Source organism: Pseudomonas sp. FP818, from assembly GCF_030687335.1.
In the GTDB taxonomy this organism is placed as follows: domain Bacteria; phylum Pseudomonadota; class Gammaproteobacteria; order Pseudomonadales; family Pseudomonadaceae; genus Aquipseudomonas; species Aquipseudomonas shahriarae.
Genome location: NZ_CP117427.1, coordinates 2,864,684 through 2,887,207, shown reverse-complemented (window position 1 = coordinate 2,887,207; position 22,524 = coordinate 2,864,684). Strand labels below are relative to the sequence as shown.

Genomic DNA, 22,524 nt, shown 5'->3' with positions numbered 1-22,524 from the left:
GATTAGGGTTGAACCGCTGTGCATAGGCTGTTTCGGCTTTGCAAGCCCGACCCTTCAGCGTCGGGCGCCGGCAGCAGCAGCAGGCACTGCTGAGTGGCCTCTCGCCCCCAACTGACCCTTACTTGATCCACCCCTTCTGGTACCCGCGCATAGAGCTGCCCTCCCTGCCCGACCAAGCCTAACGACGGACCGGCGGCAAGGCTCACGGTGGCACCAAAAGGTACGGGGCTGCCGTCGGCTAAATGCACAGTGAGCAACAGCGCACGTCCCGCATTGGTTGCGAAATCCACCGCTAAAACAGCCCCGGCGGTGGGCACCACTTTGCGGCTTGATTCGTTCAGATCCACACTCGAGGATGCGCCGCGGGGGTCGATGCCCACCTCGTTAAGTTCATAAGGGCGCAGGTAAGGCACCACGGCATTGCCCTGACCATCCAGCTTGACTCCCGGAAAGCCCACCACTTCAGCCCCTTGGGCGCCCTTGGCACTGATTAACGCAATGGTGTCGCTGCGAAAAGGACTCAGCGTAAGCCCCTTGGGATGCCCAACAAGACTGCCGCCGACACTGACACCCAAGGTGGCATAGTCATCGCCCTGACTCAGCGAGCCGCCGAGGGAGGTTTTGTCGCCTTGGTACTGGCCGTTCCACGAAGTGCCCGACGTGCCACTTGCACCATCACGCTGGAGCCCAACGCCGTAACTGTATTGATTGCCCTCGCCGGAGCTACCGCTGAGGTATAGATCTTCGCTGAGTTGCCCTTGGGCATCGCGTGCCAAGCGCGCCGACAGTTGGGCGTAATGACGCGTTGAGCCAAATGCCAATGGCAGGTTAGCGGTGAGCAGGTAGGTGGTGTCCATTGCCCCGAGTGCCTGGCGGCTGCGGTTGGCATTAAGACTTAACCCCACACGCCCCAATCGGGTGCTGTAGCTGAGTTGATACTGCAAGTCACTTCCCGCCGTGCTCCTGTACCACTGGGATGACGCGCTGAGCCCTAACTGCCCCCACTCTCCGATCTGTTGATTGGCGCTCAGTGTCACACGGCGGCTCATCCGCGAAGCCAGGGTCATGGATGAGAGCACGTTCTTCTCAAACTGTAATCGCTGCGACGCATCGTTGAGATTATGGGCGCCAGTGGCCGAATACCAATAGGATGCTGCCGTGAAGTAACTGCCGGTCTCCAGCACACTCTTGCTGTACAACAGGCGCAGGGTATTGCCGTGTTCTGTGCCACTGAGGAAACGGGTCTTGGACTGCGTCAGGTCAAGCGCCAGTGCGCCCAACTGCGTATTCATGGCCACGCCGGTCAACAACGCGGTGTATTTGTCGCTCGCCTGCAGCCCGCCTTCTCCAGTGAACATATTGTTCAAGCCATGCTGGACGGTAGCTTGGGTAAAGTTGGGCGGATCATCAAGGTACTGATTGCGTAACTGCCCCGCCGTCAAGCTGTAACGCGATACGCCGGGGCGCAACAGTTGACTGACCGAAGCGTAGGGTACGGTGAAGCGTTGCTGGCTGCCATCGGCCTCAATAACGGTCACGCTCAGGTCGCCGCCATAGCCACTTGAGTAGAGGTCGTCGATCACAAACGGTCCAGGCGCGACAAGGATCTCGCGCAAAATGTTGCTCTCCTGACGGATAACCACGCGCGCGCTGGTGCGTGCGATGCCGCGAATCATCGGCGCATAGCCGCGTAGCGATTGCGGCAGCATCCGATCATCCGTGGCCAGTTGCACGCCCCGGTAGAGCACGCCATCAAATAACTCGCCCGTGGTATGGGTCTCCCCAAGCGTGAGCTGGCTTTTAAGGCCCGCCAAATCACGTTGCAGGTATGTGTTCAGCGCCTGGTACGCGGCCCCATTAGTCGGTTGCCAACTCACTGAGCCATTATGGCGAGCACGCCAATGGCTCAGGTTTATTCCGGCGTCAAAGCTCAGGTAGGCTGAGTCTTCGCCATGCCCCTTGAGATTGCGGGTTGCGTTAGCGGAGTAGCCGAAAATCGCTGCGGTGGTGCCGCGGTTCCATAACTCAGGGCTGACATACCCTTGGGCATCACGGCGCAATGCGACTTGGGGAACACTCACGCGCAACATCAAGTCTTGCAGGTTGAATGTCGCGCTGGCGCCCCTCACTGTTTCAGGTAACACCAGACAGGACGGGTCTCCTAAGGGCGTCAGATAGGCTTTCGGGCTGACTCCCAATTCATCCAGCAATTGCGCAGTGAAGCAGGGCAACACGCCCCCCCCCGATGCGGAGAACAGGATATTTTTACGTCCGATGGGCTGTTCATTAACAAACACGTCAGCCCTGTATTGCCCTGGCAACACCGCATTTCCCTTTTGAAAAGGCGCCAGGTCCAGGCTCTCTGAGCCCTCAGGCAGAAAAGCACGGTTAAAAAGCACCTCATCTGCGAAAACCTTTTGCCCACACGACATGCCCAGAGCCAACCACCAGCCAACAACAGGTTTGGATAAACGCGAGGCACTGAAGTACCGAGCCACTTCAGCCCAGGAGTCAAAAAGAGTGTTCATGGATTACTCGTATGCACTGTTCGCAGCGATCGCGACTAAGGCGTTAGCGGCCGCTTGATCAACACATCCGCGCCATAGTCATTGATAGCGCTGAGTTCCACTTGAGCCTGAGGCCCCGGCAGGTTTTTTAGCGTGGGCAAAGCAAAGGAGTGCTTGGACCTCGGCGCGAGCATTTCACTGCCGGCCATAAACCGCTGTTTGCCATCCACCACACCCACTTTGGCTACGGTCACATAAAACGCCGTGGGGTTATGCCCTTCCAGTGCCAGACCTCCGGCCTGGTGGACGATGCGCCATTGAACCTGATCAATAGCGTCGGATGCGTTGCCGCTCAACGTTTCAGGACGATAGAAAATCTTGATTCGCGAGCGAAAAGCCATCTGCAACAAATTAACCGGCGTGCCAGTCTCCGCGGGCGCGGTGGGCACTTCGAGCAGGTTGAAATAATAAACCGACTCTTTATCTTCGGGCAGGCTGGCACCGGTGAACATTAACCGCACACTTTGGCCTTTATTTGGGTCCATGCGAAATACGGGGGGGGTTAACAAAAAAGGCGCCGTCGAATGGGTGGGGCTAGAGTTTGGATCTCCGCTGTCGACCCAAGTCTGCACCAGTACCGGGAGCGCACCGTTGTTGTCCAGCGTCACGGTGATTTCTGCTTCTTGTGCCGGGTAGATCAAGCGTGTGCCGGTAATGACCACACTGGCACTCACCTGACAACAAACCATTGACATCAGCACCGCGGCCATTCCTTGGCGTATCGATATAAGGTAAGCCATAAAATCCCTTGCTTGGCTGATCAAGTTCCCAGTGCTGTCTTTAATCACAAAGGCAGCACTGGGAGTGCTGAGCGGTTGCAGCTTATAGATAGCTGATCGAGTATGTGACAGCCCCCTCAAACCTACCCGCCTGCACCGGTGTACCGGTCGTTAGATATTGAACAGTGTATGACTTCGTCATACCGCCGTTGACAAGAGGGCTGTAGTCAGAGAGTGCTGGTGCATTACCAATGACCACTGCCTCGTTGTTGGAGTCTTTAATTTGCAGCACGACGCCCTTCGCTGCAGCAGCCGCTGGTGCGGATGTATTAAGCACATTACCGCCCGCGATGCCCTCGCCGCTCTCGAAAGCGATTGCGGCACTCCCTGCTGCTGCTGTTGTTACCACTGCAGACGAGCAATTCGTGAGCGCAAAATTTAGTGCCGTAGCGCCTTTGACAGCACCTACGGTATCCATTCCTGTCGAACTTATCGTCGGCAGTGTAACGGTTGTTGTACCCGCAGCAGCGCCATTCACTGTGATGGTGCAGGTGGTAGAGCTGATACCACCGATAAAATTAATAGTACCGTCGGAGGCTGCATTCACAACCTGGATAGACGATGCGATCATCAATAACGACACAGCGATTACTTGACGTTTCATTTTAATAACTTCCCTGGTTAAACTTAAGTCAGATGTGGCGCAACATAAGTGAGCCCTACGCACTTCCTATTGCGCAACACAATCAGCAAAACACATGCAACAGCATCAAACAACTCAAAATCCATAAAGCATGTTTTTCACAAGTTTCCAGACTCGCCCCTCCCTCAGCGCAACGGTGCAGCATTTCTACTTTGGTCAGCATGCGACACTCATCAGATCACCCCCCGCTTACTCGTAACTGATTGAATACGTCACACTGGTTTGAAATGGGCCAGAACCTATCGCATCACTATCAGCGATATACCGAACGTAATACTCCATCAAGTCAGCCAAGGGCATGGCGGTCTGATTTAGTTGAGAGGGGTCTCCTACCCTGATGGGATTCATCGACGCGTCGTACAACTGGAGCGCGACCCCGGTGGCTGCGTGGGACGTCAGTTTGTTTTCCAGAGTACCGTTCTCACCCACATTCGATCCACGCTGGAAATACACACGGGCCTTAGTCACCAAACTGGATGAACACCCCGAGAACTTAAACGTGAACCTTGTGCCACCCTTGGTTTCTCCTTCCACCGACATTCCTTTACGGCTCACCCTGGGCAATTGAACTAAAGGCGCAAAAGATGTTGAGTTATTGACAGCAATCGTACACGTTTGCGCCACCAACCTGCCGCCGAATTGGAGGGTACCTTCACTCGCAACCGGTGCGGCTACTACTAGCAGGGCAAACGACATCAACGTCGCTACTAGTGCCCTTACACCGAATTTATCTATCATCAATATACCCCTGGCTGCGTTTACGCTCGTCGCTTAGCAGACTGTTAGGGATGACTTTAGCCCTCAGGCAATCTACCGCCAATGAAGAAGAATGATTCACGACTAGTCACACGGGATCATCCCAGCTTATTGCGAGCCGCTAACGCTTGCAGTTGCGATATCGACTGCAATAACATTTTTTCAAAAATATTGGTTTTATGTACACTGATATGAGGTCTGCCAACATTCATGTGTTCGGCAATTTGCCTATTATTCAACCCCCTCGCCAACCCTTGAAATACCATTAGCTCGCGATCCGTCAACGTAGCAATCAAATCAGTTTCATTGGCAAACGACCGCTCTCGCGTTTTGATAGGTGCGTTAATAAAGTCAAAATAGGCGTAGCCCGAGCGTATGGCCCGAAGAATAAATGCCAGCCCCCGCACATCCCTTGAGACACGTAACGACACCGTCGCCCCGGCACGGCGGTAACGCGCCGAAAAATGCTTGGAGTCTTGCTGTGTCAGCACAATAATTTTCAGTTCGCGGTTGCCGGCACGCAGCTGCCTGATCAATTCAAGGCCCTCAATATTGAAGGTGGCAAGGTCCAGAATTGCAATACTCGCAAGCCGTGTTCGCGCAGCCTCAACAACCTGTGCCGCGCACTCGGTGTTGATCAATACGTTGACAGATTCCGCCTCTAAAATATCGGCCATTTCGCCGCCCATACACCAACGGCCCGACAGCACAACGGCTGATATTGTTTCCATCACTCTTTCCGCCTCTAACACATACTTTTCGAGAACGCTATAAGTGGGCTGCCCTGTGACCAGGCAAGCGCTCGACAAGACGGTCAGCCTAATTCAACACACGCTGCGATTAACCTGAAACATGCTTCTTTTGGCTCATTCACCTTGAGCCTCACTTCAAATCCAATCACGTCAGTGTGCGAGGTGATCAACCGAGCGCATGCCAGGTTTTTCACGGCTTTTGACTTAAGTTAAACGATAGTCAGGTAGATCATGTGCGAACGGAAATATGTCATGGAGGAATCACGCGTGAAAATTATTACACTCAAGGTCGGTGACGCCGGTTGTCTGGGTAGCGACATCAAGATCCGGATACTGACGATCCAAGGTAAGCAGGTCCAATTAGGGTTTGAAGCGCCGAGAGATATCCCTATTTATCGCGCAGAGCTCGTCCTGACGCCGGAAAAACGCCAGCGGCAAAACGATAAGTTAAAGGGTGTAACCTCCGAATAGCCGCTTCTTAGCCTTGCCCCCTATCCTGGTCGTTAATCGACCAGGATAGGGTGTTTTCCCCTTGCAGGATGATGGCACGTAAGCCGCAGACCGCTGTTCTTGCTTAGTTAAACCTCAATGCTCTGGCATACGCATCTGCAATCCGCTGCACCGGTCACTATCTATTGTCGTTCGACAAGAGCGTACCAAGGCAAAACCTCGAATCAATCATAAGCAAAGGTAATGCTGGCTACTGCGTTAGCTTCGCCAGCGGTAATGGAACTGGCAGTTTGAATATACTGCGGGGTCAGTACAAACTGGGCAGTGTTGCTCAGTGTGGCTTTATCCTTCACCCGCCATTGGGCTGCGGAGCTTGAGTCAACAAAGCTCGAGTCAGGTCCATAAATCACCGGTGAACCGCCGTCCTTGAGAAACTGAACGCCTACTCCGGTGGCACTAGCGGTGCCGGGTGTCAACTGCAGCTTATTTGTAGAGTTACTTGAATTATTTTGGTCCGTCATGGTTACCAGAACCCCGATGTCAGGAGTACTGCATTGAAGGCTGACGGTTACCGGCGCGTTTGAAGCAACTGTACTGCCGACCCCGGTGAACAGTAGAGGAGAAACGACGCCCATATTAATGACAGCCGGCGAAAGACTGGCCGTACAACCCCTCTGTTTATACTCCAGTATGAAGGCACCTAAACCCACACTAGCGGTATGTCTGCCAACAGAAAAAAAACTACCGTGCCCGATATCACTCCCACCCAGGTTATATGAGCCAACCTCTATATTCTGACTGACTGCAATGAATTTTATTTCATATGAATAGGCCAGGTTGACATTTGCGTGAGTGCCATCTTCAAACCTATTGTAGTCGTTACCTGTCTGTATATGAGGCCCATAAGTTTTACAGAAGGGAACAAAGATTATGACACCGCATTCTTGTGAGTATGTTCTCAACACAAATCCAATACCTGATGACTCTCCCCCAGGCAGATAAACATTGTATACGGTATAGCTCTTTCCGGATTCTGAATAAGATATATCTGAAGCAGGCGAATTAATGGTCAGACCAAACGAGCCATAAATAGTACCCTGACTATCCACTACTTGCTGCAGACTAGTATTAATCCAACCGGTTAACGCCTCACCTATTATCGAGTTATTGAGCACAGGCTTTTGTATGACAACTTTCTGGGTACCTATGTATGTATGTTTCGTTACAGCAGCCAGAGCGCTGTTAGACGTAAATAACAGCAGCATCGAAAGAACAACTGCACTACCTTTGCTCATCGCCGTCATGAAAGCTCTCATTACTGATACTCCAAAACAAAATTTGCAGTCGCGTTGGCAGGCCCAGCGGTAACCGTACTCGTAGTGGAGCGATACTGCGCATAAAACAACAGGTTATTGTCCCCTTCTACTTTGCTGATCGGAGAAACCGATGCCTGGCTATTAATTGGAATACTTGCACTGTTCATATCGAGTATTTCAATCGCCAGGCCCTTGGCAACGCCTTCTCCCGGGGTAAGTTGCAGAAGATCGGCGTCATCTGCATCGGCATTGCCTTTAAAAGATACCTTCACCGCCGTTGCGTCATCACCACATCTTTCAAGGCCAATCACGAACTTCTGCTTACCCCAAGGAATGCCTTTTGCGTAAAACTGTTTAGTGGCGACATTACCAAAGTCCACCGTCATCTGCTGCGAAGCGAACGAAACCATGCAACCGTTAGCAGCGATCGCCCCGTTGATATTCACCAGCACGTCATAGGCCGCGGCGTGATGACAGAAGGTCCACCCTGCAATCACCCAAAGAAAGCGCTTTTCCATTACACACACTCCGCCGCCAGTTTGCTGATGTCTTTAAGTTCACTGCCCTCGTCCAGCTGGTAGTTAACCGTGCACTGCCCTCCAGGGCCGTCTTGCCACCACACCTTCAATTGCCCCTCCAGAGCAAGGCCGGACAGGAATACCTGACCGTTGTTACCCACAATGTTATCGCCAGGGGTTGCCGCCTGGGTCACGCTCGCACCGAAAGGCACGGGCATACCTTTGTAAGTAATATTCATAAGTGCACGCACCCCGACTCGCACAGCGAAGGTGCTACGCACCAGAGCACCTTGAGTCGGCACGGCGTAGGCGACTGGGTTGTCCAACTCGATGTTATTGGCCAGCGAATTGATATCCAGGGCTACCCTGTTTTGTCGGTAGGTCGAAGCTGAAGGCACCACGGCATAACCGCGAGAATCGGTTTTTATCCCCACACCGCTGGCAAGCTTCACTTCCTTGGCCAGTGGAGCTTTAACCAGGATGTTGGTTTCCCCCAGCGGCTGACTGAACGTCATACCATCCTCATGAGCCACGATACCGCCACTGAAACCATAATTAAGGCGACTACTGCTGTTGCTATTGTTGTAGCTATAGCCGACATTGGCGTTACCGGAAGCCCCCCGATAATGTGCATTCACGTTACTGCTGGCTACATGATCCTTGTCGCTATAACTTTGTTGTGCGCCATAACTCAGATTATTGTGTTCCAGCGCAGTGCCGGTCACGCCCGCGCTGTATAGCGCATGACCTTTGTTATTGAGTGTCTGCCCATAATTGGCATACGCAGAATTGTTTCGCGGACCTCGTTTACCCGTCCATGCGCCGTCGCCCAATGGCAGGGAGACACTCAGCGCAAAGACCTGATCCGTACTGTCAACCCAAGCGCTTTTGTTATAGCTATAAGAAAGGGAATAATTAACCCCTTTCAGCGAGGTGTGATAACCAGCCTGCAGCAGGTCGGTAACTTCCTTGGTATTCCAAAATGTCTGCCGATGACCGCTGACATACACAGAACCAAAGCCGCCCAATGGTTGAGAAACATTGAGCTGTGCACTGCTGCGCTTTGGGTAATTCAAATTGTAATAGTCGTAGAATTCAGGCTTTTGATAAATTTCGCCGTCTTGAGTTATAACCGACGGTCGCCTTTCCATCATTTTACTGGCCGTATCACTGAAGTTATAAAACCCACGAGTGGAATACTGATAACCCGCCAACTTGAAATTGGTACCGGAACCTATCAAGGTCTTGGCATACAACATGCGGATCGAATAACCGGTATGCTGGCTATCGTCCGCCAGAATGCTGTGGGCCGAAGTCACATCCAGCGACAACGCTCCCCAGTCTCCCAGGTTCTGCCCCGCGCCTAAGGAGTACGCTTTGTATTTCTCTGCATTCTGTACACCGCCGTATAGGGTCAGGCCGTGGGGCAGCCCCCAGGCCAAGGTGCCTTGGAGGATAGTTGGGCTGCTCTGGTAATCAGCGCCCCGTAGCGTACCGGCAACCAGATCGTATTTGAGCCGACCTTCGCGTTGCAAAACCGGCAGCGAAGAATATGGCACGCTGTATTGATTCACTCGACCATCCGCTTCACGCACACTGACTTGCAGATCGCCATTGGACGAGCTTGGATAGAGGTCGTTGATCGTAAAAGGCCCGGCCGCTACGTAGGTTTGATAGATTACGTTCCCGCCCTGACGGATAGTCACCTCGGCGTTGCTGTTGGCAACCCCTCTGACTACCGGAGCGAAACCTCTTTCACTGTCCGCCAGCATGTTGTCATCCGACAGCAGCCGCGCCCCTTCAAAGTTGAAGTTGTTGAAAACCGTATTCGATGTCGATGTCTGCCCCAGTATCAGGCTGCTTTTGATCCCCGGTAGCGCACGTTGCGCGTAACTGTTCAGGGTTTTCCAACTGACGCCGGCATCCGAATAGTAGCCATTGCCCTTGTCAACCGTCGAGTCATTCCTCAAGCGCCAGGCACCGATATTCAGTCCGGTATTGAGGTTCAAGAAATAGTTATCACTGGAAGCACTGTTGGAGGCGGTACTGTGGGCGCCCGTGAAGTTGTAACTGACCAAAAGTGCACTAATGCCATTGTCCCACTCTTCTACAGGTACGAAGCCCCTGGCCTTACCGGTCAACATCGCCTGGGGCACACTCACGTCCAGCCGCAACTGTTCCAGGTTCAAGCGACTTTGCGCCTCAGCCATTAACGACTGTAATTGAACGCAGCTACCCGGCAACACAGACTCTAAACCCGGGACAGCGGCAGGGTTGATATTGAAGTCCTTGATCTCCTCAGCGCTGAAACACGCAGCAAGCGCAGGAGCGCCGTCTTTCGAGTATTGATTTTCCTCAAACACCACATCACGGGTATTGATAAACGCGCCATTCAAGTAGACGTCGACTCGATAGGTGCCTGGCTGAATAGCGTCCGCAGCTGAGAATCTGGTAAGGTCTGCAACTTTCGTTTTGGTGTCGGACAGAAAGGCCGGATCAAAGTACTGATCGGCGTGTACCCAACCCCCATAAATCGAGGCGATCAAATACACATAGATCTTGGTATAACGAAAAGCAATCACGTTGACTGCAGGACGCTTAGTGGCTAAATCCATATTAGCCGGTCGGGGACACCATCTCATTCCGCACACCCTAGTTATTTTATCCATATAAATATCGAGGTTTATAAGCCTTCTTCCAGCGCACTATCTGACAGCACCTCACACGAAGTGGCCGGCTTCAATCCGTATCATTTTCAGTAGTGGCTCATGGCTTATTAAAGGACGAACACATACGAATCGCCATTAAGAAGCTCATTGAGTAAATGCAGAAAGACCAGGATTTACCGCTGCTTTATTTCAGTTTTATCAAAGCGCCGTAATCATTTATAAAGGAATAGTGAAGTTCACCTTTGGCATTTTCCGGCACGCGGACCTTCCCTTGTCCATAAGGTGCGACCATGGTGTTGTCCAATACATGCTCGCCAACTGATACTTTGATCAAACTGATGAAATAAGGTGTTGGATTATTGATGGCCAAGGTGTTACCCACACGCTTGACCTCTACTTTCGATGCTGAGTCCTGAAGCCCGTTTGCCAACTCTTTGGGTCGGTAAAAAAGCTTGATGCGACTGACCACAGCCAGCCGGAGTTTGCTCTGCCCATCATCGGCATCCCGCTTTGTCGAAGGGATCGCCTTGACATTGACCCAGAACAGCGTCTCACGATCCTGTGCCAAGGGCGGACCAGCGTAGACCAGGCGCAAGGTATTCTCGGCGGGTGCGCTTTCTGTTGCTTGCTTGATGACAAACAGGGGGGGCGTCACCATGAAGTCTTGCGTGACCCCACCTTCTGCGGTATCAATCCAGGATTGCAGCAAATAGACATTATTTTTATCTGTATTACTAACAGACAGAGAAACCTGCTTGCTGTCTGCCGGATAAACAACCCGTGTCGCTCCCAGCCCTACCCCTCCGGCGAAAGATGCAGTCGAGACTAACGACAGCCAGAGTGCAACACAGGCAACCATCTTTTTTTTGTACGCATTAAAAACGTCCAAAATCTATTCCTCATCAATTTCCACGATGCATTTTTACATCTTTTCACTTACTGATAGACCAGGGTAAAGTCGGCTGTCGCGTTGGCAATCCCAGGGCGCAAAAATTTCTCTACTAATCGGTACTTCGCAAAGAAACTTAAAGTATTCATACCTTTGCTCAACGGCGCATACTCAACGGGATCGGCATTGACTGCTAACAGCTGGTTATCAGCATCAAATAACGCCAGACCAATACCTTGCGCTGCGTCCGTTCCTCCATTAATTGCCAATACCTGCAAATCCTCCTCATTGGCGATGCCGCTAAAGCTGATCCCAACAGACTCACTGACATTACTGTTACAGTCATCCAGCTGAATGGAGAAGGGTACTGCCTGGCTGTCACTGCCAACCCCCGTAAACTGATTACTTCTCACAGTACCCATGAGTACTATCTTGTCGGAGTTACTGATACTGACGGAGCAGGCCCCAGTGGTCACGGCGCCAAACACTGCGACTCTTCCACCAGGAAGTGTTACAACAGTATTAGAGCCGCCTGCAGCATGCACCACTGAATGGGCCGAAATCGTCAAAAAGGCTATCAAAATGCTGATCCATATAGACACTCTATAGACGTTCAAGCTTATACACCCCCTGCCTGCAAGTTCGTTTAGTTATAAAATGCCCGCCCGGGCACTTTATAACCATTCCTCACCTCCGTTATTGATAGTTCACAACGAAGTCAATATTGGCGCTTGCATCGCCTGCTACAACAGCATCCTGCAAAGAAATATAGCTCACTTGAAATGGTAAAATGTTACGACCCGGAATTAACTGGGTCTCCGTACTTACCCCGGTATTGGGAGTAATAACAACGCCATTCTGGTCCCTGATCTGCAAGCCAATGCCCTGGGCCCTGCCACTCCCCATACCCGCATCAAAAGCTGGAAAACCATCGGCGGCGGTTGCTTGAAATTTTATACTCGCAGTTTGCGAAATAACTGTATCGCAGTCCAGCAGCTCAATGGTGAAAGGTGTTCTGGATGCTTCAACCCCCGCCCCCGTAAAGGACGCGAGTCGTACCTGCCCCATATTTACTGTCAATTGCGAAGATGCTGCACTCACTGCACAAGCCGCGTTGACCACGGAACCGGTGAATTTGATTGTGCCTCCCGTTACTGGCGTGACAGCGCTGGCCATGCCACAAGACATCGCTAGAGCCACACCACAGAATGCCGAGATTCCTTTATTCATTACTGATTTCCATCCATTATTGATTGTCATTAAGGGTGTAAGCCTCCCCCTTGATATGAGCGCGGACACCAATGTAGTGTGATCTCCGACCTCATAAAATATGACAGCTAAACAATGCATAAAGAAATCAATCTGAACTTTTTCACAGCTTTTCACACCAATACACTTCTTTTCTCGGTGCTTTTAATACGCCTTATCGAGTGCAGAAGGCGCAGACGCTAAAAAGTTTCAGCGCTCGAGGCGACGCAGGTCGTTATCGAGATGTTAGTTATTTACACCAACACGCGGTGAGAACTACCGACGCAATAGCGTGACCACGCCCGTCGCCAGCACAATGGTCGACAGCGGCAATGCCAGTAATATACCGACAACCCCGAGCCAGGGCGCCAGTATCAGCAAAAATGGAATTTGAATGCACATATTTGCCAGTGTAATCATAGTCGCCCTTCTGCTATCGCTGACTGCTTGATAATACGCCGCGGCGAGTACTAAGAATCCGTCCAGAAACAGCACAAACAGATGGAGGCGAACAGCGTCAATGGCTGCCACATCCAACGCAGGGTCTTCGTCGCTGATAAATATTCGCGTGCCAATGTGTGGGAAGATCAGAATCATCAGTACCAACACCACGCCCGTGCCCACCACCCAGCGCATGGCCAGAAAGAACACCTTACGGACTAAAGCCGATTGCCCCGCACCATGAAAGTAGCTGACCAGAGGTTGCATACCACTGGCCAAGCCTTCGGCCAGCAGATAATAAACCGTCATTAAATACCCGGTTATGGCATAGGCCGCCACGTTCACGGTGCTGCCGTAATGCATCAACGCGGTGTTGTGCAATAACGCGGCGAAACTGGCGTAAAGGTACATCAATAAACTGGAAAACCCATTAAGCAGAATCTGCCGACAGGGTACGGGCTGTAGGCCAAACTCGCGCAGGGCCAGGCTTAATGGCAGGGAACTGTAACGGGTGAACAGAAACACCAAGCCGATCAGCGCCGAGAGGGACTCGCCGGTGACTGTCGCAATGGCCGCCCCCTGCAGACCCCAGCCCAGCTCTACGATAAATACGTAGTCCAGCACTATATTAGTGAGTGCGCCGACAAGCATCATGATGGTGGCCAACATGGGAGCACCCAAGTTTCTGACCAGAATGGGCATGGCAATACTGGCCATTACCAACGGTGAGGACCAACCGATAATTTGCAAATAGCCACTGCCATGGCGCTGCACGGTGGCATTGGCACCTTGCAAAGCAAGCAAGCTATCGCGCCCAGCGATGATCAAGACGCCAACTACAACGCCTAATAATACCAACAGCCACAAGCCTTGTATGAGAAAGCCCTTGGCCCTCTGGAAGTGCCCTTCGCCCTGGGCGATTGAACAATGAACGCCCGCTCCCGCACCAATCATAAGGCCAACACCGGCCATCAGGCCGATCCAGGGCCACGCCATGTTAATGGCTGCCAGCCCTTCGGCGCCCACTACATGTCCAATAAAGATCCCGTCGACGATTTGATACAAACCACTGACCAACATTGCCATGACCGTGGGCAAGGCATAACGCCAATAGGCTGCGGCCACGTTATCAGGCGTAATAGCGATTGAGCGCCTGTTCATATTGCTGACCTGAGCTGATTTGATAGTAAGGGGTTCCAGTCGATTGCCATATGCATCGGCCAGTGTTGTTCTCGTTGAAAATAGATTCACTTCAAATTCAGCGACGTAAACGCGCGGCGCAAGTTACATTAATTTCGAGCAAAAAAAGGCTCAAAAGTCATTAATTCACAATTACTCACACTTAGATGCGACGGGATCCGCTACGTTTCCTGCGGGTATTCTGCTGCGTTCTACGGGACCACCATCTACCGCTGGGTAGGAATCATTTGCCTTGCCAGCGGTGCCGTTTTATACGTCTCGCTGAGAGGCCTTCATGGAAAATAGAGTCCATCATTGAAACCAAGCACACCCATTCATCGCCAATGATAATTCTTCATGAGATTATAGAAAATAAATCAAAAGCTCAGCCTACACTACACATAGATCGAAGAGTTTGTGGTTTGCGATTTATGTGCATCCGACAACTTTCGAGAAATGTAGAGTAAAACCTTCCAAACCTCGCGGTTATTACGTTGATTCTAAAAAGAGCAGATACTTTATCTCCCTCCAACACCTTTCTATGAATCGTACGGGTGCGGACTGTCAAGTCTTCAGGAGCAAACATACTAGTGATTCCCGAAGTCTTTGACGAACCCCGCCCTAAATCTGGAGGGCCATACCCCGCGACAATCTACTCGCATTCGAGCATGAGCTTACCAAGGCCGCCGACAGCGCGGCAATGATAGAAGCCATGACCCAATTGTATCCCGATGCCGGTATGGGTATTGCGCTACAACTTGGGGCCAAGGTTGCAAAAGATGAAATGAAGTGGGGTTGAAAGCAATAACAAACCCAGGACAACGATCCGCTATTTCACTTAGCAATGGAGGTTGGAGCAAGCACCTTTTCTCCCCTTCAGAAAGCTAAACTACTTTTTAACTGGAGAACATTAATGAGCAAAGCAATTAACATACTTCTCGTCGGCTGGCACCCCGACGCGGTGGATTACAGCAAATGGCCAGGACTGACACACGAGAAACTTCAGGCCGCTCTGGACACTGATAAAAACACGTTTGAAAGCCTCGGCTACGCGACTGAACTAGGCTTAATCCAAAGTGAACAGACCGCAGAAACGCTCCTTCTCAGTCTTCTTCAGGAAAAACAACGTGATTGCGTCCTGATCGGAGCAGGCGTTCGTACTGATGCCGCGTATCTACGCCTCTTTGAACGCCTCATCAACACAATTCATGAGCATGCTCCCAAGGCAAGAATATGTTTCAACAGCGGACCATTTGATTCGCTCGAGGCTGTGCGGAGGTGGGCCCCTATGCCCCCACCCATTCACTAGGCAATATAAGCGCCGCTATCATCACTGCGTTCAACGGGGGATAACGCCGTTGAACGACTTCGGCCCAGACCGCTGTATGCGCTTGCTCAAGCACAACCGCCAATATGCACCGCCGTCAATTGAGAAAAACCATTGTTGCGCTGGGTGCTGCTCGCACTGGAGACTGAGCCTCCAAACTGTTCGATGGTTGAATCGCCCCGGATTCTCTAATAGTGCGAGGCGACTACAGTCTTCACCGACCTCGCGCAGATCGTCATGGATTTTGCGATAGCCATAAACGCCGCCGCTCTCCAGCCACGAATGCTTGATCAAACCCGGCAATCGCTGGTCGTCTTTAGCGCGTGCCGATTGCAGCTCAGACAATCAGACGTAATACCCACTGGGTTTACCCAGGCAAAGAGGCTATGCGTCGACACGCGGAGACGAGCCGCTCAATCAGCGACAGGCAGCTTCTTTCGGTCACTTGATTGACAGCTTGCATTTTGAATTCTTCGGGGTAACGCGGGGTTGCTTATGGATCTCCTAATTGGCCTCAGTTTGAGACAACGAGGTGTCTACAAAACCCGAGGCGATTCACCCACCGGTTCGACAAACCCGGCTTATCCAATTGTGCAATTCCTCAACGCCCCCTGGGTTTGGATCCACCCAGCAACTGGGCTCGCAGCTCCGGGTTGCGTGTTCGGGGGTCAAGCCAGATGGCAAAAAAGGCTTTGGCGAAAGCTTCATCCCTCACCACGCGCCTTAGGTTGTCGCCGAAGTAAAACCGTACGCCCTCTCCAGGAACATAAACGCCCGTGATGCGGTCGCCTGCGCGCACATTGACGAACGCGTGCTGCATTTCCCGCTCCCAGCGGCCCATCAGCTCTGAGTTCAGGCCGTAGGGTGACAAGCGACGGATTTCCTTGATGCTGGCCTCGACTAGATCATCGCGGCTAATAGCGCGGCTGTAGGTGAGTTCAAGCGCAAAAGGTGCATCTGCAACCAGCGGCTCACCGGCGATCAGGCGTGGGCTCCAGAACTGCGCGCTGTAGACCGAGAAACCGAATACTCGCATATCCCCGCTGCTCAACAGATGGGCATTGGGGACCGCCTCACGCCAATCGGCAAATATGTCCGCGCTCTGGAGCATAAGAGCAATACAGATAAGGTGGCGGACCAAGCTATCGTTGCGCGTAGCCATGCAAATACCTCGATAAGACTCTTGGATACCTATGCGCTCGCCACGCGTCAATTGCGGGCGCGTAGCCGGATGGCATTGGCCCGTGGTTAACACGCATAAGCATCGCGCACATTGTCAGGTGGTTACTTTAGGCCTATCTTAGATAAAACCTATACAAGGTATAGTGCAATGTACAACAAAAATCCTTGGCCACTGACGCTGTACTTTGACGGTAACTGTCCATTGTGCGCGCGGGAAATCAAGATCCTGCGCCGACACGCCACAGAGGGCCGACTGCTATTTATTGACTTAAACAGCGCTGAATTTGACGCCAAGGCCCTTGGCTTTACGTTCGAGCACATGCAGTCCGTACTTCACGCCCGTTTCGCCGACGGCCGCTGGGTTGAAGGCTTGGACGCCACCCTATGGAGCTGGCGTGCCGCCGGCATGGGATTCTGGGCCAGCCCCCTGACCTGGCGTGCACTTCGACCGCTGCTGGCGTTCGGTTATCGGCTGTTCTGCCGCTTGCGCCCCCATTTGGCGTGGTTGCCTCACCCGGATGGGCGACGTCGATGTGTCGATAACCGTTGCGCAGTGCCGGAATCACAACACGCCCCCGACGCGTCGGACACCTTGAAAACGAGGCAGCCTTAGAGCGCTACTCATGAACAGCCCCTTAGAAATGAACTCACTTGGCGACGGCTATCGCGCCTTAGTAATAGGCGCCAGTGGAGCCCTTGGCACGGCGTTTTGTCAGTTGCTCAAAGAAGATCCACGCTGCTCGGTTGTTCGCGAACTGACGCGTCATAGTCTTCCGGGGTTGGATCTGGAAGAGCCCGAGAGTATCGCCAAAGCCGCCGCCGAATTAGCTGAAGAAGCCCCGTACCAGTTAATCCTGCATGCTGCGGGCCTGCTCCATCGCAAAGAAATCAAGCCGGAAAAGAGTTACTCCGCCATTGAGGCGGATGCGTTTCAGGCAGTGTTCCAGGTCAACGCCCTGGGACCAGCGCTTGTTTTGCGTCACTTTTTGCCATTGCTCGACCCTCGTGGCGCGATGGCGGTGCTTTCGGCCAAGGTTGGCAGCATCGGCGATAACCGTTTGGGCGGCTGGTATGCGTATCGCGCCTCCAAGGCCGCGTTGAACATGTTGATTAAAACCGCGGCGATCGAACTGGCGCGAACCCGCCCGCAAACCCGCTTGCTGAGCCTGCATCCAGGCACCGTTATTTCAGGCCTTTCACAGCCCTTTCGTGGTGCCTCGGCAGCCAGGCCGGCACACATTGCTGCCCGCGAGTTGTTATCGCTGATTGACCGTCTGACTGTTGCCGACAGCGGCAATTTTTTTGCCTATAACGGTGAGCGCCTACCCTGGTAGGCAAGGAGTAAACCTTGAATTTGCAAGCACTGATCGAACAGGCCGCGAAGGGCGAAATACGCGAGCTGGAGTTGCTGTCACTCGAAGGTGGTTTTTATCTGGCACGAATCCGCCTGGATCACGGCCAGTTCACCCTGCTTGATGATGCGGCCAAGCCGATGCGCCTGCGGTCGACCACCCACCTGCGCGACTTGCTGCAGACCGTGCCGGCATTTCCTTGCGTGCTGGTGCAGCAATGCGCACACGACGAAATGTGCGGCCGGGATTCAGGGCCTGTCGAGGAGCTGCGTATCCCGTTTTCGCTCACCACGCCATTATGAGCAGGCAAGCACGCGATAAATCTCAGAAACCACCTGCAATGTTGCCTCTTCAAGCGTTCCCTCGTTGCGGCATAAAGCCCAGCCTTGATCTGCAACCGCTCGCTCGAACGCCTGGGTACAGGCAACATGTTCTTCCAGCGTATGCATCACAGTACTGCTCAGCCCGCGCCGTCGTGCTGCGGCCCTCGCCCATGAAATTTCAGGGGCGGTGACAATCCCGACGTGCAGGTCTGGCACTTGCACGTTGCGATCAATGTTCAACTGGAGAATGTCTGCAAACGGGACTATGCGCCGAAACGCGGCATCAGACGGGTACCAGCGATCAATCAACACAATGCTGCCCGGAGGTTGTTTAGTCAGCACCTGTCGGGAAATCCATGCACGGCTATCCGCAAGGCGTTCACACACCTGCAACTCCAGATCCCGGCAGGGATTTCTGACCAGCTTGTTAACGAGGGTCATTGTTTCCCGTCTAAAGGGATCGCTTTTTTTCTCGCAAAGTCGGATTACCGTTTTGGCGTCTGCCCTCAGTACTTTTGTAACGGCTTCCAACAGTGTGGTTTTGCCGGTGCCCTTGGGCCCATCCAGAGAAACAAACAGCGGAGGATTCATTGTTGCAGTTCAACCAACCGCTGGTTGTAACTGTCACGAATGCAGGCCTGTTTGTCGTCAGCCTTCCAGCAGTCGTTGCGCCCCTTGATCCAGCCACGTTGCTCGGCCTTGAGCATCTTGGCCTGGCTGCCGGCCTTTTTCAGCGCGGTGTTGTAGGTGCTCGCCATCTGGCGATCCAGGGCGGAAAGCGCTTCGCTGCCGCAAATCAGCGTTTCCACGGAACTGGCCATGTTTGCGCTGCACTTGAACGAAGGTCCGGTCTGGGCGTGTGCGCTGATGGCGAAAATGGCGACTGGCAACAGCGCCGCGCGGATGAATGAATGCATAGGAGTGTTCCTGTAAAGGTGTCGATGGCCACATCGATGCGGGCCCACGTTGACCGCTGCAACGCGTATGATTCTGTCACGCTTTCTAGATGTGGCACTGCATAGGTCAACAATGGCAAAAATCAGCGTTAGCAACAAGGCGACCACGCCAGGCCGAAAAAATCTCACGGCTGCCGATCGTCAGCAGCAGATGGTCGAGCGGGCGATCACCCTCTTCGCCCAGAAAGGCTTTGCGCTGACCACCCGCGAGCTGGCCGAGGGGCTGCAGGTCACCCAGCCCCTGCTCTACCGCTATTTTCCCAGTAAGCAATTACTCATCGAACAGGTGTACCAGCAGGTGTTCATGAACCGCTGGGACCCTGAGCTGGAGCAGCAGCTCAAGGACCGCACGCGTCCTTTAAGGGAACGGCTGATTGATTACTTTATCGGTTATACCCGCACCATCCTGAGCAATGAATGGGTGCGGATATTCCTGTACGCCGGCCTGCAGGACCCGGAGTTGAACCAGCGCTATCTCAAACAATTACACGAGACGGTGTTCCTGACGATCATCGAAGAGCTGCGTCATCAGAAGCAACTGACCGCCCCGCTGGATAAACACGCGCTGAGTCTTGAGATCGAAGTGCTGTGGGGCTTCCACAGCAGCTTCTTTTACCTGGGGGTGCGCAAGTGGGTGTATCAGATGTCCGTCCCTGAGAATCTGACCGAACTGATTACCCTGCGGGTCAATGCCTTCCTCGATGGCGCCCTGCATAACGAGGCGTAGTGAAGGCCGTTTACGGGGCGTCGATTTCCGCAAAGAGATACACCAGGCAAAAGCCATCCATGGGTATGACCGGGTTGGTCCAGATCATGCGCGAATGCCGAGCTTGTTCGGCGAAGACTTCGACCAGCACGTCAGACGCGCCATCCAGGGCTTTGGGGTGCTCATGGAAATCCTCCGCCACATTCAGTACGCCTTCCAGCCGATAGACCTGGCGGATACGGCTCAAATCCCCCACCGCATCCTTGAGCTGGGCAATTGCATTCAATGCCGCCAGGCGACAGGCCGCATACCCTTGCTCCAGGTTCAGGTCGCGGCCCAGGCGCCCACGGTACAGCAGCCGGCCATCAATCCAGGGGAATTGCCCGGAGGTCATCAAGGTATTGCCGACAATGCTCCAGGGCACGTAGTTACCCAGGGCCGGGGCGGGAACAGGCAAGGTGATGCCGGCGGCTTGCAGACGCGATTCAGGGGTGGTCATGATCGTTTCCTGTTTTGATTGTGTTCAGGCCAATGGCGCCAGCCAGGAGGCGAGAGTCTGCGGGTTGTTCAGTAGCCAGCCCTCAGCTGCCTGGTCCGCACTTTTACCCTGGCGATTGAGGGCGTAATCCAACTCGGCGACAATCGCATTGCTCAGACGGATGTTATCGAGCACCTGCAATTGCGCCTCGCTGAACCGCCCCAGGCGATCAACCCGCGCCAACAGCACCGCACGGTCGACACTGCCCAGCAGCCCCTTGGGGTCCTTGAGATAACGGATGCGATGACGGAAATGCAGGAACTGCGGATGCCAAAGTGGCACCACGCCCCATCTGCCCTCCTCGACCAGCGCCTCGAACGCGGCCACGCATTGTTCCTGGGTGCCGGTGCGGAACTGGTAGCCCGCCGCCGCAAGGCCGTAGTCCTCCATCATCCGCAGCGAAAACCGGGTAATCCCGGCGCCCGGGCCAATCCCCTGGATCAGCGTGTGCATACGGGCGATAACCTCCGGCTTGCGCAGGTCATCCACGGAGTCCACCTGCGACACCGGCACATAGTCGGGCACACCCCACAACGCATACGGGGTGTAATGCAGGCCCAATTCGCGGGTGGCGACCACCTCTTCCACCCGGGCTTTGTACATCCCATGGCTGGACGGGATCCATGCGGAGGCAATCATGTCGATGCTGCCAGCACGCAACTGCTCGAAATTGGCCTCGTGCAGCGCATACGAACGCTCCACCCCAAAACCCATGCGCTGCAATACCGAAGCAACCACCGCGGCTGTCGCACGATGAAAGGACAGATCAGTCACACCGAGTCGTACCATGGTTGGGCTCCTCTCAGGGTTATTGCCACGGGCCAGCAGCGGCGCCAATAACGCTGCGCTGCCCAGGGCTTGAATCACACGTCGACGTTTGAAGTCCATCAGCGACCTTCCGCAGACGGGCCAATGGCAAGGCTCGCCATGGCCTCGCCGACAATCCGGGTTCCCGGCACATAGTCAAAGATCATTTCGATGGTGATGCCGTTGGGGTCTTCAAGAAACAGTTGGTGCTCGCCAATCTGCGGAATCACCCGTTCGCGAAAGGCGATGCCCAGGGATTGCAGGCGGTTCTGCACGGTTTCCAGCCCTTCACAACGCAGCGAGACATGGTCAAGGGCGCCCGACCCGTAGCCGCCCGGCTTCTCGCCCAGATAGGCCTGCAGATCCTTGTCAACGCCCACGATACTGGCGATGTGCAAGAGCGGACGGCCGCCGGCGTACATCCAGCAGCCAGGGAAACGAAAATCCGGGCGCGGCCCAGGTGACAGGCCAACCACTTGTTCAAAAAACTCGGCGGTCTTGCCCCATTGTTCGGTGCGAATGGTGAAATGGTCGAGCGCTAGGACTCCCATGTTCTCTCCTGACAGTGCGGATTAGAGACGGTACAGCTGCATATTTTATCATTCGATAATTTATTTCAAGGGATAATTTATCGACCGATAACTAGTACGTAGCGTTTACTATCCACGCTGTTCCATTCACCTAGGGCTCCCCATGAGCAACCACGACCTCAGCTTCACCCCCGACCTCGACCCGGATTCGATTTCCTCCGACGTTATCGGCTTCAACGGCATCCTGGTCTCCACACAAATCCCGGTACGCGCCGATGGCAGCCTGGAATTGGGCGATGTCACTGCGCAAAGCGAATGCACCCTGCAAGCCCTCAAAGTCGCCCTCGAACGCGCCGGCAGCAGCATGGACCGGGTCATGCACTTGACCATCTACCTCACTGACATGGCCGACCGCGCCGCATTCAACGAGGTGTACAAGCGCTTCTTCGCCAAACCCTGGCCGGTACGCGCGGCGGTTGGCGTGGCGTCGTTGGCGGTCGAAGGCATGCGGGTTGAAGTCACGGCGATGGCCGCCAAGGGCTGAGCCCGGCGCGTCATTGGGCATCCAGCGGGTGCCCGCCAGGCGATTCACGGCT

Annotated in this window: 25 protein-coding genes and 1 pseudogene; 7 read left to right on the top strand and 19 right to left on the bottom strand. The window is 53.7% G+C overall.

What is annotated here, in order from left to right; all coding sequences use genetic code 11:
- Nucleotides 1–2 precede the first annotated feature (2 nt).
- The 5 genes from PSH80_RS12970 to PSH80_RS12955 form a co-directional block, all read right to left on the bottom strand.
- On the bottom strand, nt 3–2,528 hold the full coding sequence (locus tag PSH80_RS12970; protein ID WP_233096728.1) for a fimbria/pilus outer membrane usher protein: 2,526 nt from the start codon (nt 2,526–2,528) through the stop codon (nt 3–5).
- A 35-nt stretch (nt 2,529–2,563) separates the two neighbouring features.
- On the bottom strand, nt 2,564–3,355 hold the full coding sequence (locus PSH80_RS12965; protein ID WP_282405659.1) for a molecular chaperone: 792 nt from the start codon (nt 3,353–3,355) through the stop codon (nt 2,564–2,566).
- A gap of 34 nt (nt 3,356–3,389) precedes the next feature.
- Nucleotides 3,390–3,950 carry a fimbrial protein gene (locus PSH80_RS12960; RefSeq protein ID WP_198799266.1) on the bottom strand — a complete coding sequence of 187 codons (561 nt, stop codon included), beginning with the start codon at nt 3,948–3,950 and terminating at the stop codon, nt 3,390–3,392.
- A gap of 228 nt (nt 3,951–4,178) precedes the next feature.
- Nucleotides 4,179–4,685, bottom strand: coding sequence for a fimbrial protein (locus tag PSH80_RS27380; protein ID WP_370693738.1), 507 nt, complete (start codon nt 4,683–4,685; stop codon nt 4,179–4,181).
- Between the two features lie 158 nt (nt 4,686–4,843).
- Nucleotides 4,844–5,476, bottom strand: a complete 633-nt coding sequence (locus PSH80_RS12955) for a response regulator transcription factor (RefSeq protein WP_128593854.1) — start codon at nt 5,474–5,476, stop codon at nt 4,844–4,846.
- A gap of 273 nt (nt 5,477–5,749) precedes the next feature.
- On the opposite strand from PSH80_RS12955, the gene PSH80_RS12950 reads away from it, so the two are divergent.
- The gene (locus tag PSH80_RS12950) at nt 5,750–5,968 is read left to right on the top strand and encodes a carbon storage regulator (protein WP_164844875.1); all 219 of its coding nucleotides are present in this window, start codon (nt 5,750–5,752) and stop codon (nt 5,966–5,968) included.
- A gap of 203 nt (nt 5,969–6,171) precedes the next feature.
- Here the strand turns inward: PSH80_RS12950 and PSH80_RS12945 are convergent, their stop codons facing one another.
- The 7 genes from PSH80_RS12945 to PSH80_RS12915 all read right to left on the bottom strand — a co-directional run bounded on the left by PSH80_RS12945 (nt 6,172) and on the right by PSH80_RS12915 (nt 14,279).
- The gene (locus tag PSH80_RS12945) at nt 6,172–7,263 is read right to left on the bottom strand and encodes a fimbrial protein (RefSeq protein ID WP_128593856.1); all 1,092 of its coding nucleotides are present in this window, start codon (nt 7,261–7,263) and stop codon (nt 6,172–6,174) included.
- Nucleotides 7,263–7,781, bottom strand: a complete 519-nt coding sequence (locus tag PSH80_RS12940; RefSeq protein ID WP_128593857.1) for a fimbrial protein — start codon at nt 7,779–7,781, stop codon at nt 7,263–7,265. Before PSH80_RS12940 ends, PSH80_RS12945 begins: the two co-directional genes overlap by 1 nt.
- On the bottom strand, nt 7,781–10,396 hold the full coding sequence (locus PSH80_RS12935) for a fimbria/pilus outer membrane usher protein (RefSeq protein ID WP_164844876.1): 2,616 nt from the start codon (nt 10,394–10,396) through the stop codon (nt 7,781–7,783). Before PSH80_RS12935 ends, PSH80_RS12940 begins: the two co-directional genes overlap by 1 nt.
- 238 nt (nt 10,397–10,634) lie before the next feature.
- The gene (locus tag PSH80_RS12930; RefSeq protein ID WP_305420465.1) at nt 10,635–11,339 is read right to left on the bottom strand and encodes a fimbria/pilus periplasmic chaperone; all 705 of its coding nucleotides are present in this window, start codon (nt 11,337–11,339) and stop codon (nt 10,635–10,637) included.
- Between the two features lie 47 nt (nt 11,340–11,386).
- Nucleotides 11,387–11,956, bottom strand: coding sequence for a fimbrial protein (locus PSH80_RS12925; protein WP_305420463.1), 570 nt, complete (start codon nt 11,954–11,956; stop codon nt 11,387–11,389).
- A gap of 79 nt (nt 11,957–12,035) precedes the next feature.
- On the bottom strand, nt 12,036–12,569 hold the full coding sequence (locus tag PSH80_RS12920) for a fimbrial protein (RefSeq protein ID WP_164844878.1): 534 nt from the start codon (nt 12,567–12,569) through the stop codon (nt 12,036–12,038).
- Nucleotides 12,570–12,863: 294 nt separating this feature from the next.
- The gene (locus tag PSH80_RS12915) at nt 12,864–14,279 is read right to left on the bottom strand and encodes an MATE family efflux transporter (protein ID WP_198799263.1); all 1,416 of its coding nucleotides are present in this window, start codon (nt 14,277–14,279) and stop codon (nt 12,864–12,866) included.
- An 841-nt stretch (nt 14,280–15,120) separates the two neighbouring features.
- Here PSH80_RS12915 and PSH80_RS12910 point away from each other — a divergent pair.
- Nucleotides 15,121–15,516 carry an SGNH/GDSL hydrolase family protein gene (locus tag PSH80_RS12910; protein ID WP_128593862.1) on the top strand — a complete coding sequence of 132 codons (396 nt, stop codon included), beginning with the start codon at nt 15,121–15,123 and terminating at the stop codon, nt 15,514–15,516.
- Between the two features lie 219 nt (nt 15,517–15,735).
- On the opposite strand, the pseudogene PSH80_RS27375 reads toward PSH80_RS12910, so the two are convergent.
- Both PSH80_RS27375 and PSH80_RS12900 read right to left on the bottom strand, forming a co-directional pair.
- Nucleotides 15,736–15,900, bottom strand: a pseudogene (locus PSH80_RS27375) (IS3 family transposase); the annotation flags it as partial.
- A 235-nt stretch (nt 15,901–16,135) separates the two neighbouring features.
- A complete protein-coding gene (locus tag PSH80_RS12900) occupies nt 16,136–16,696 on the bottom strand; it encodes a chalcone isomerase family protein (RefSeq protein WP_305420459.1) in 561 nt (186 codons plus the stop codon).
- A gap of 168 nt (nt 16,697–16,864) precedes the next feature.
- On the opposite strand from PSH80_RS12900, the gene PSH80_RS12895 reads away from it, so the two are divergent.
- From PSH80_RS12895 to PSH80_RS12885, 3 genes are read left to right on the top strand one after another with little or no spacing between them, the layout of a single operon-like run.
- Nucleotides 16,865–17,329, top strand: a complete 465-nt coding sequence (locus PSH80_RS12895) for a thiol-disulfide oxidoreductase DCC family protein (RefSeq protein ID WP_305420457.1) — start codon at nt 16,865–16,867, stop codon at nt 17,327–17,329.
- A gap of 10 nt (nt 17,330–17,339) precedes the next feature.
- Nucleotides 17,340–18,050, top strand: coding sequence for an SDR family NAD(P)-dependent oxidoreductase (locus tag PSH80_RS12890; RefSeq protein ID WP_305420456.1), 711 nt, complete (start codon nt 17,340–17,342; stop codon nt 18,048–18,050).
- Nucleotides 18,051–18,064: 14 nt separating this feature from the next.
- Entirely contained in the window at nt 18,065–18,370 is a 306-nt protein-coding gene (locus PSH80_RS12885) for a DUF6482 family protein (protein WP_057438475.1), read from the top strand.
- On the opposite strand, the gene PSH80_RS12880 is transcribed toward PSH80_RS12885, so the two are convergent.
- Both PSH80_RS12880 and PSH80_RS12875 read right to left on the bottom strand, forming a co-directional pair.
- Entirely contained in the window at nt 18,365–18,982 is a 618-nt protein-coding gene (locus PSH80_RS12880) for a dTMP kinase (protein WP_305420453.1), read from the bottom strand. The two genes, PSH80_RS12885 and PSH80_RS12880, sit on opposite strands and share 6 nt — an antisense overlap.
- Complete coding sequence (locus PSH80_RS12875) at nt 18,979–19,308, bottom strand: lysozyme inhibitor LprI family protein (RefSeq protein ID WP_057438473.1); 330 nt, start codon at nt 19,306–19,308, stop codon at nt 18,979–18,981. Before PSH80_RS12875 ends, PSH80_RS12880 begins: the two co-directional genes overlap by 4 nt.
- Nucleotides 19,309–19,420: 112 nt before the next feature.
- Here PSH80_RS12875 and PSH80_RS12870 point away from each other — a divergent pair, with 112 nt between their 5' ends.
- The gene (locus tag PSH80_RS12870) at nt 19,421–20,074 is read left to right on the top strand and encodes a TetR/AcrR family transcriptional regulator (RefSeq protein ID WP_305420450.1); all 654 of its coding nucleotides are present in this window, start codon (nt 19,421–19,423) and stop codon (nt 20,072–20,074) included.
- Nucleotides 20,075–20,084: 10 nt separating this feature from the next.
- On the opposite strand, the gene PSH80_RS12865 is transcribed toward PSH80_RS12870, so the two are convergent.
- Genes PSH80_RS12865 through PSH80_RS12855 form a run of 3 tightly spaced genes read right to left on the bottom strand, consistent with a single transcriptional unit; the run spans nt 20,085 to nt 21,949 of the window.
- Nucleotides 20,085–20,552 (bottom strand): Atu1372/SO_1960 family protein, encoded by a 468-nt coding sequence (locus tag PSH80_RS12865; RefSeq protein ID WP_057438472.1) that lies wholly within the window; start codon nt 20,550–20,552, stop codon nt 20,085–20,087.
- Between the two features lie 24 nt (nt 20,553–20,576).
- The gene (locus PSH80_RS12860; RefSeq protein ID WP_305420447.1) at nt 20,577–21,479 is read right to left on the bottom strand and encodes a glycine betaine ABC transporter substrate-binding protein; all 903 of its coding nucleotides are present in this window, start codon (nt 21,477–21,479) and stop codon (nt 20,577–20,579) included.
- Nucleotides 21,479–21,949: a VOC family protein gene (locus PSH80_RS12855; protein WP_057959660.1), complete on the bottom strand. Its 471-nt coding sequence runs from the start codon at nt 21,947–21,949 to the stop codon at nt 21,479–21,481. Before PSH80_RS12855 ends, PSH80_RS12860 begins: the two co-directional genes overlap by 1 nt.
- Nucleotides 21,950–22,091: 142 nt before the next feature.
- Between PSH80_RS12855 and PSH80_RS12850 the strand changes: the two genes are divergently transcribed.
- Nucleotides 22,092–22,472 carry a RidA family protein gene (locus PSH80_RS12850; protein WP_057438469.1) on the top strand — a complete coding sequence of 127 codons (381 nt, stop codon included), beginning with the start codon at nt 22,092–22,094 and terminating at the stop codon, nt 22,470–22,472.
- The last annotated feature ends 52 nt before the right edge of the window (nt 22,473–22,524 follow it).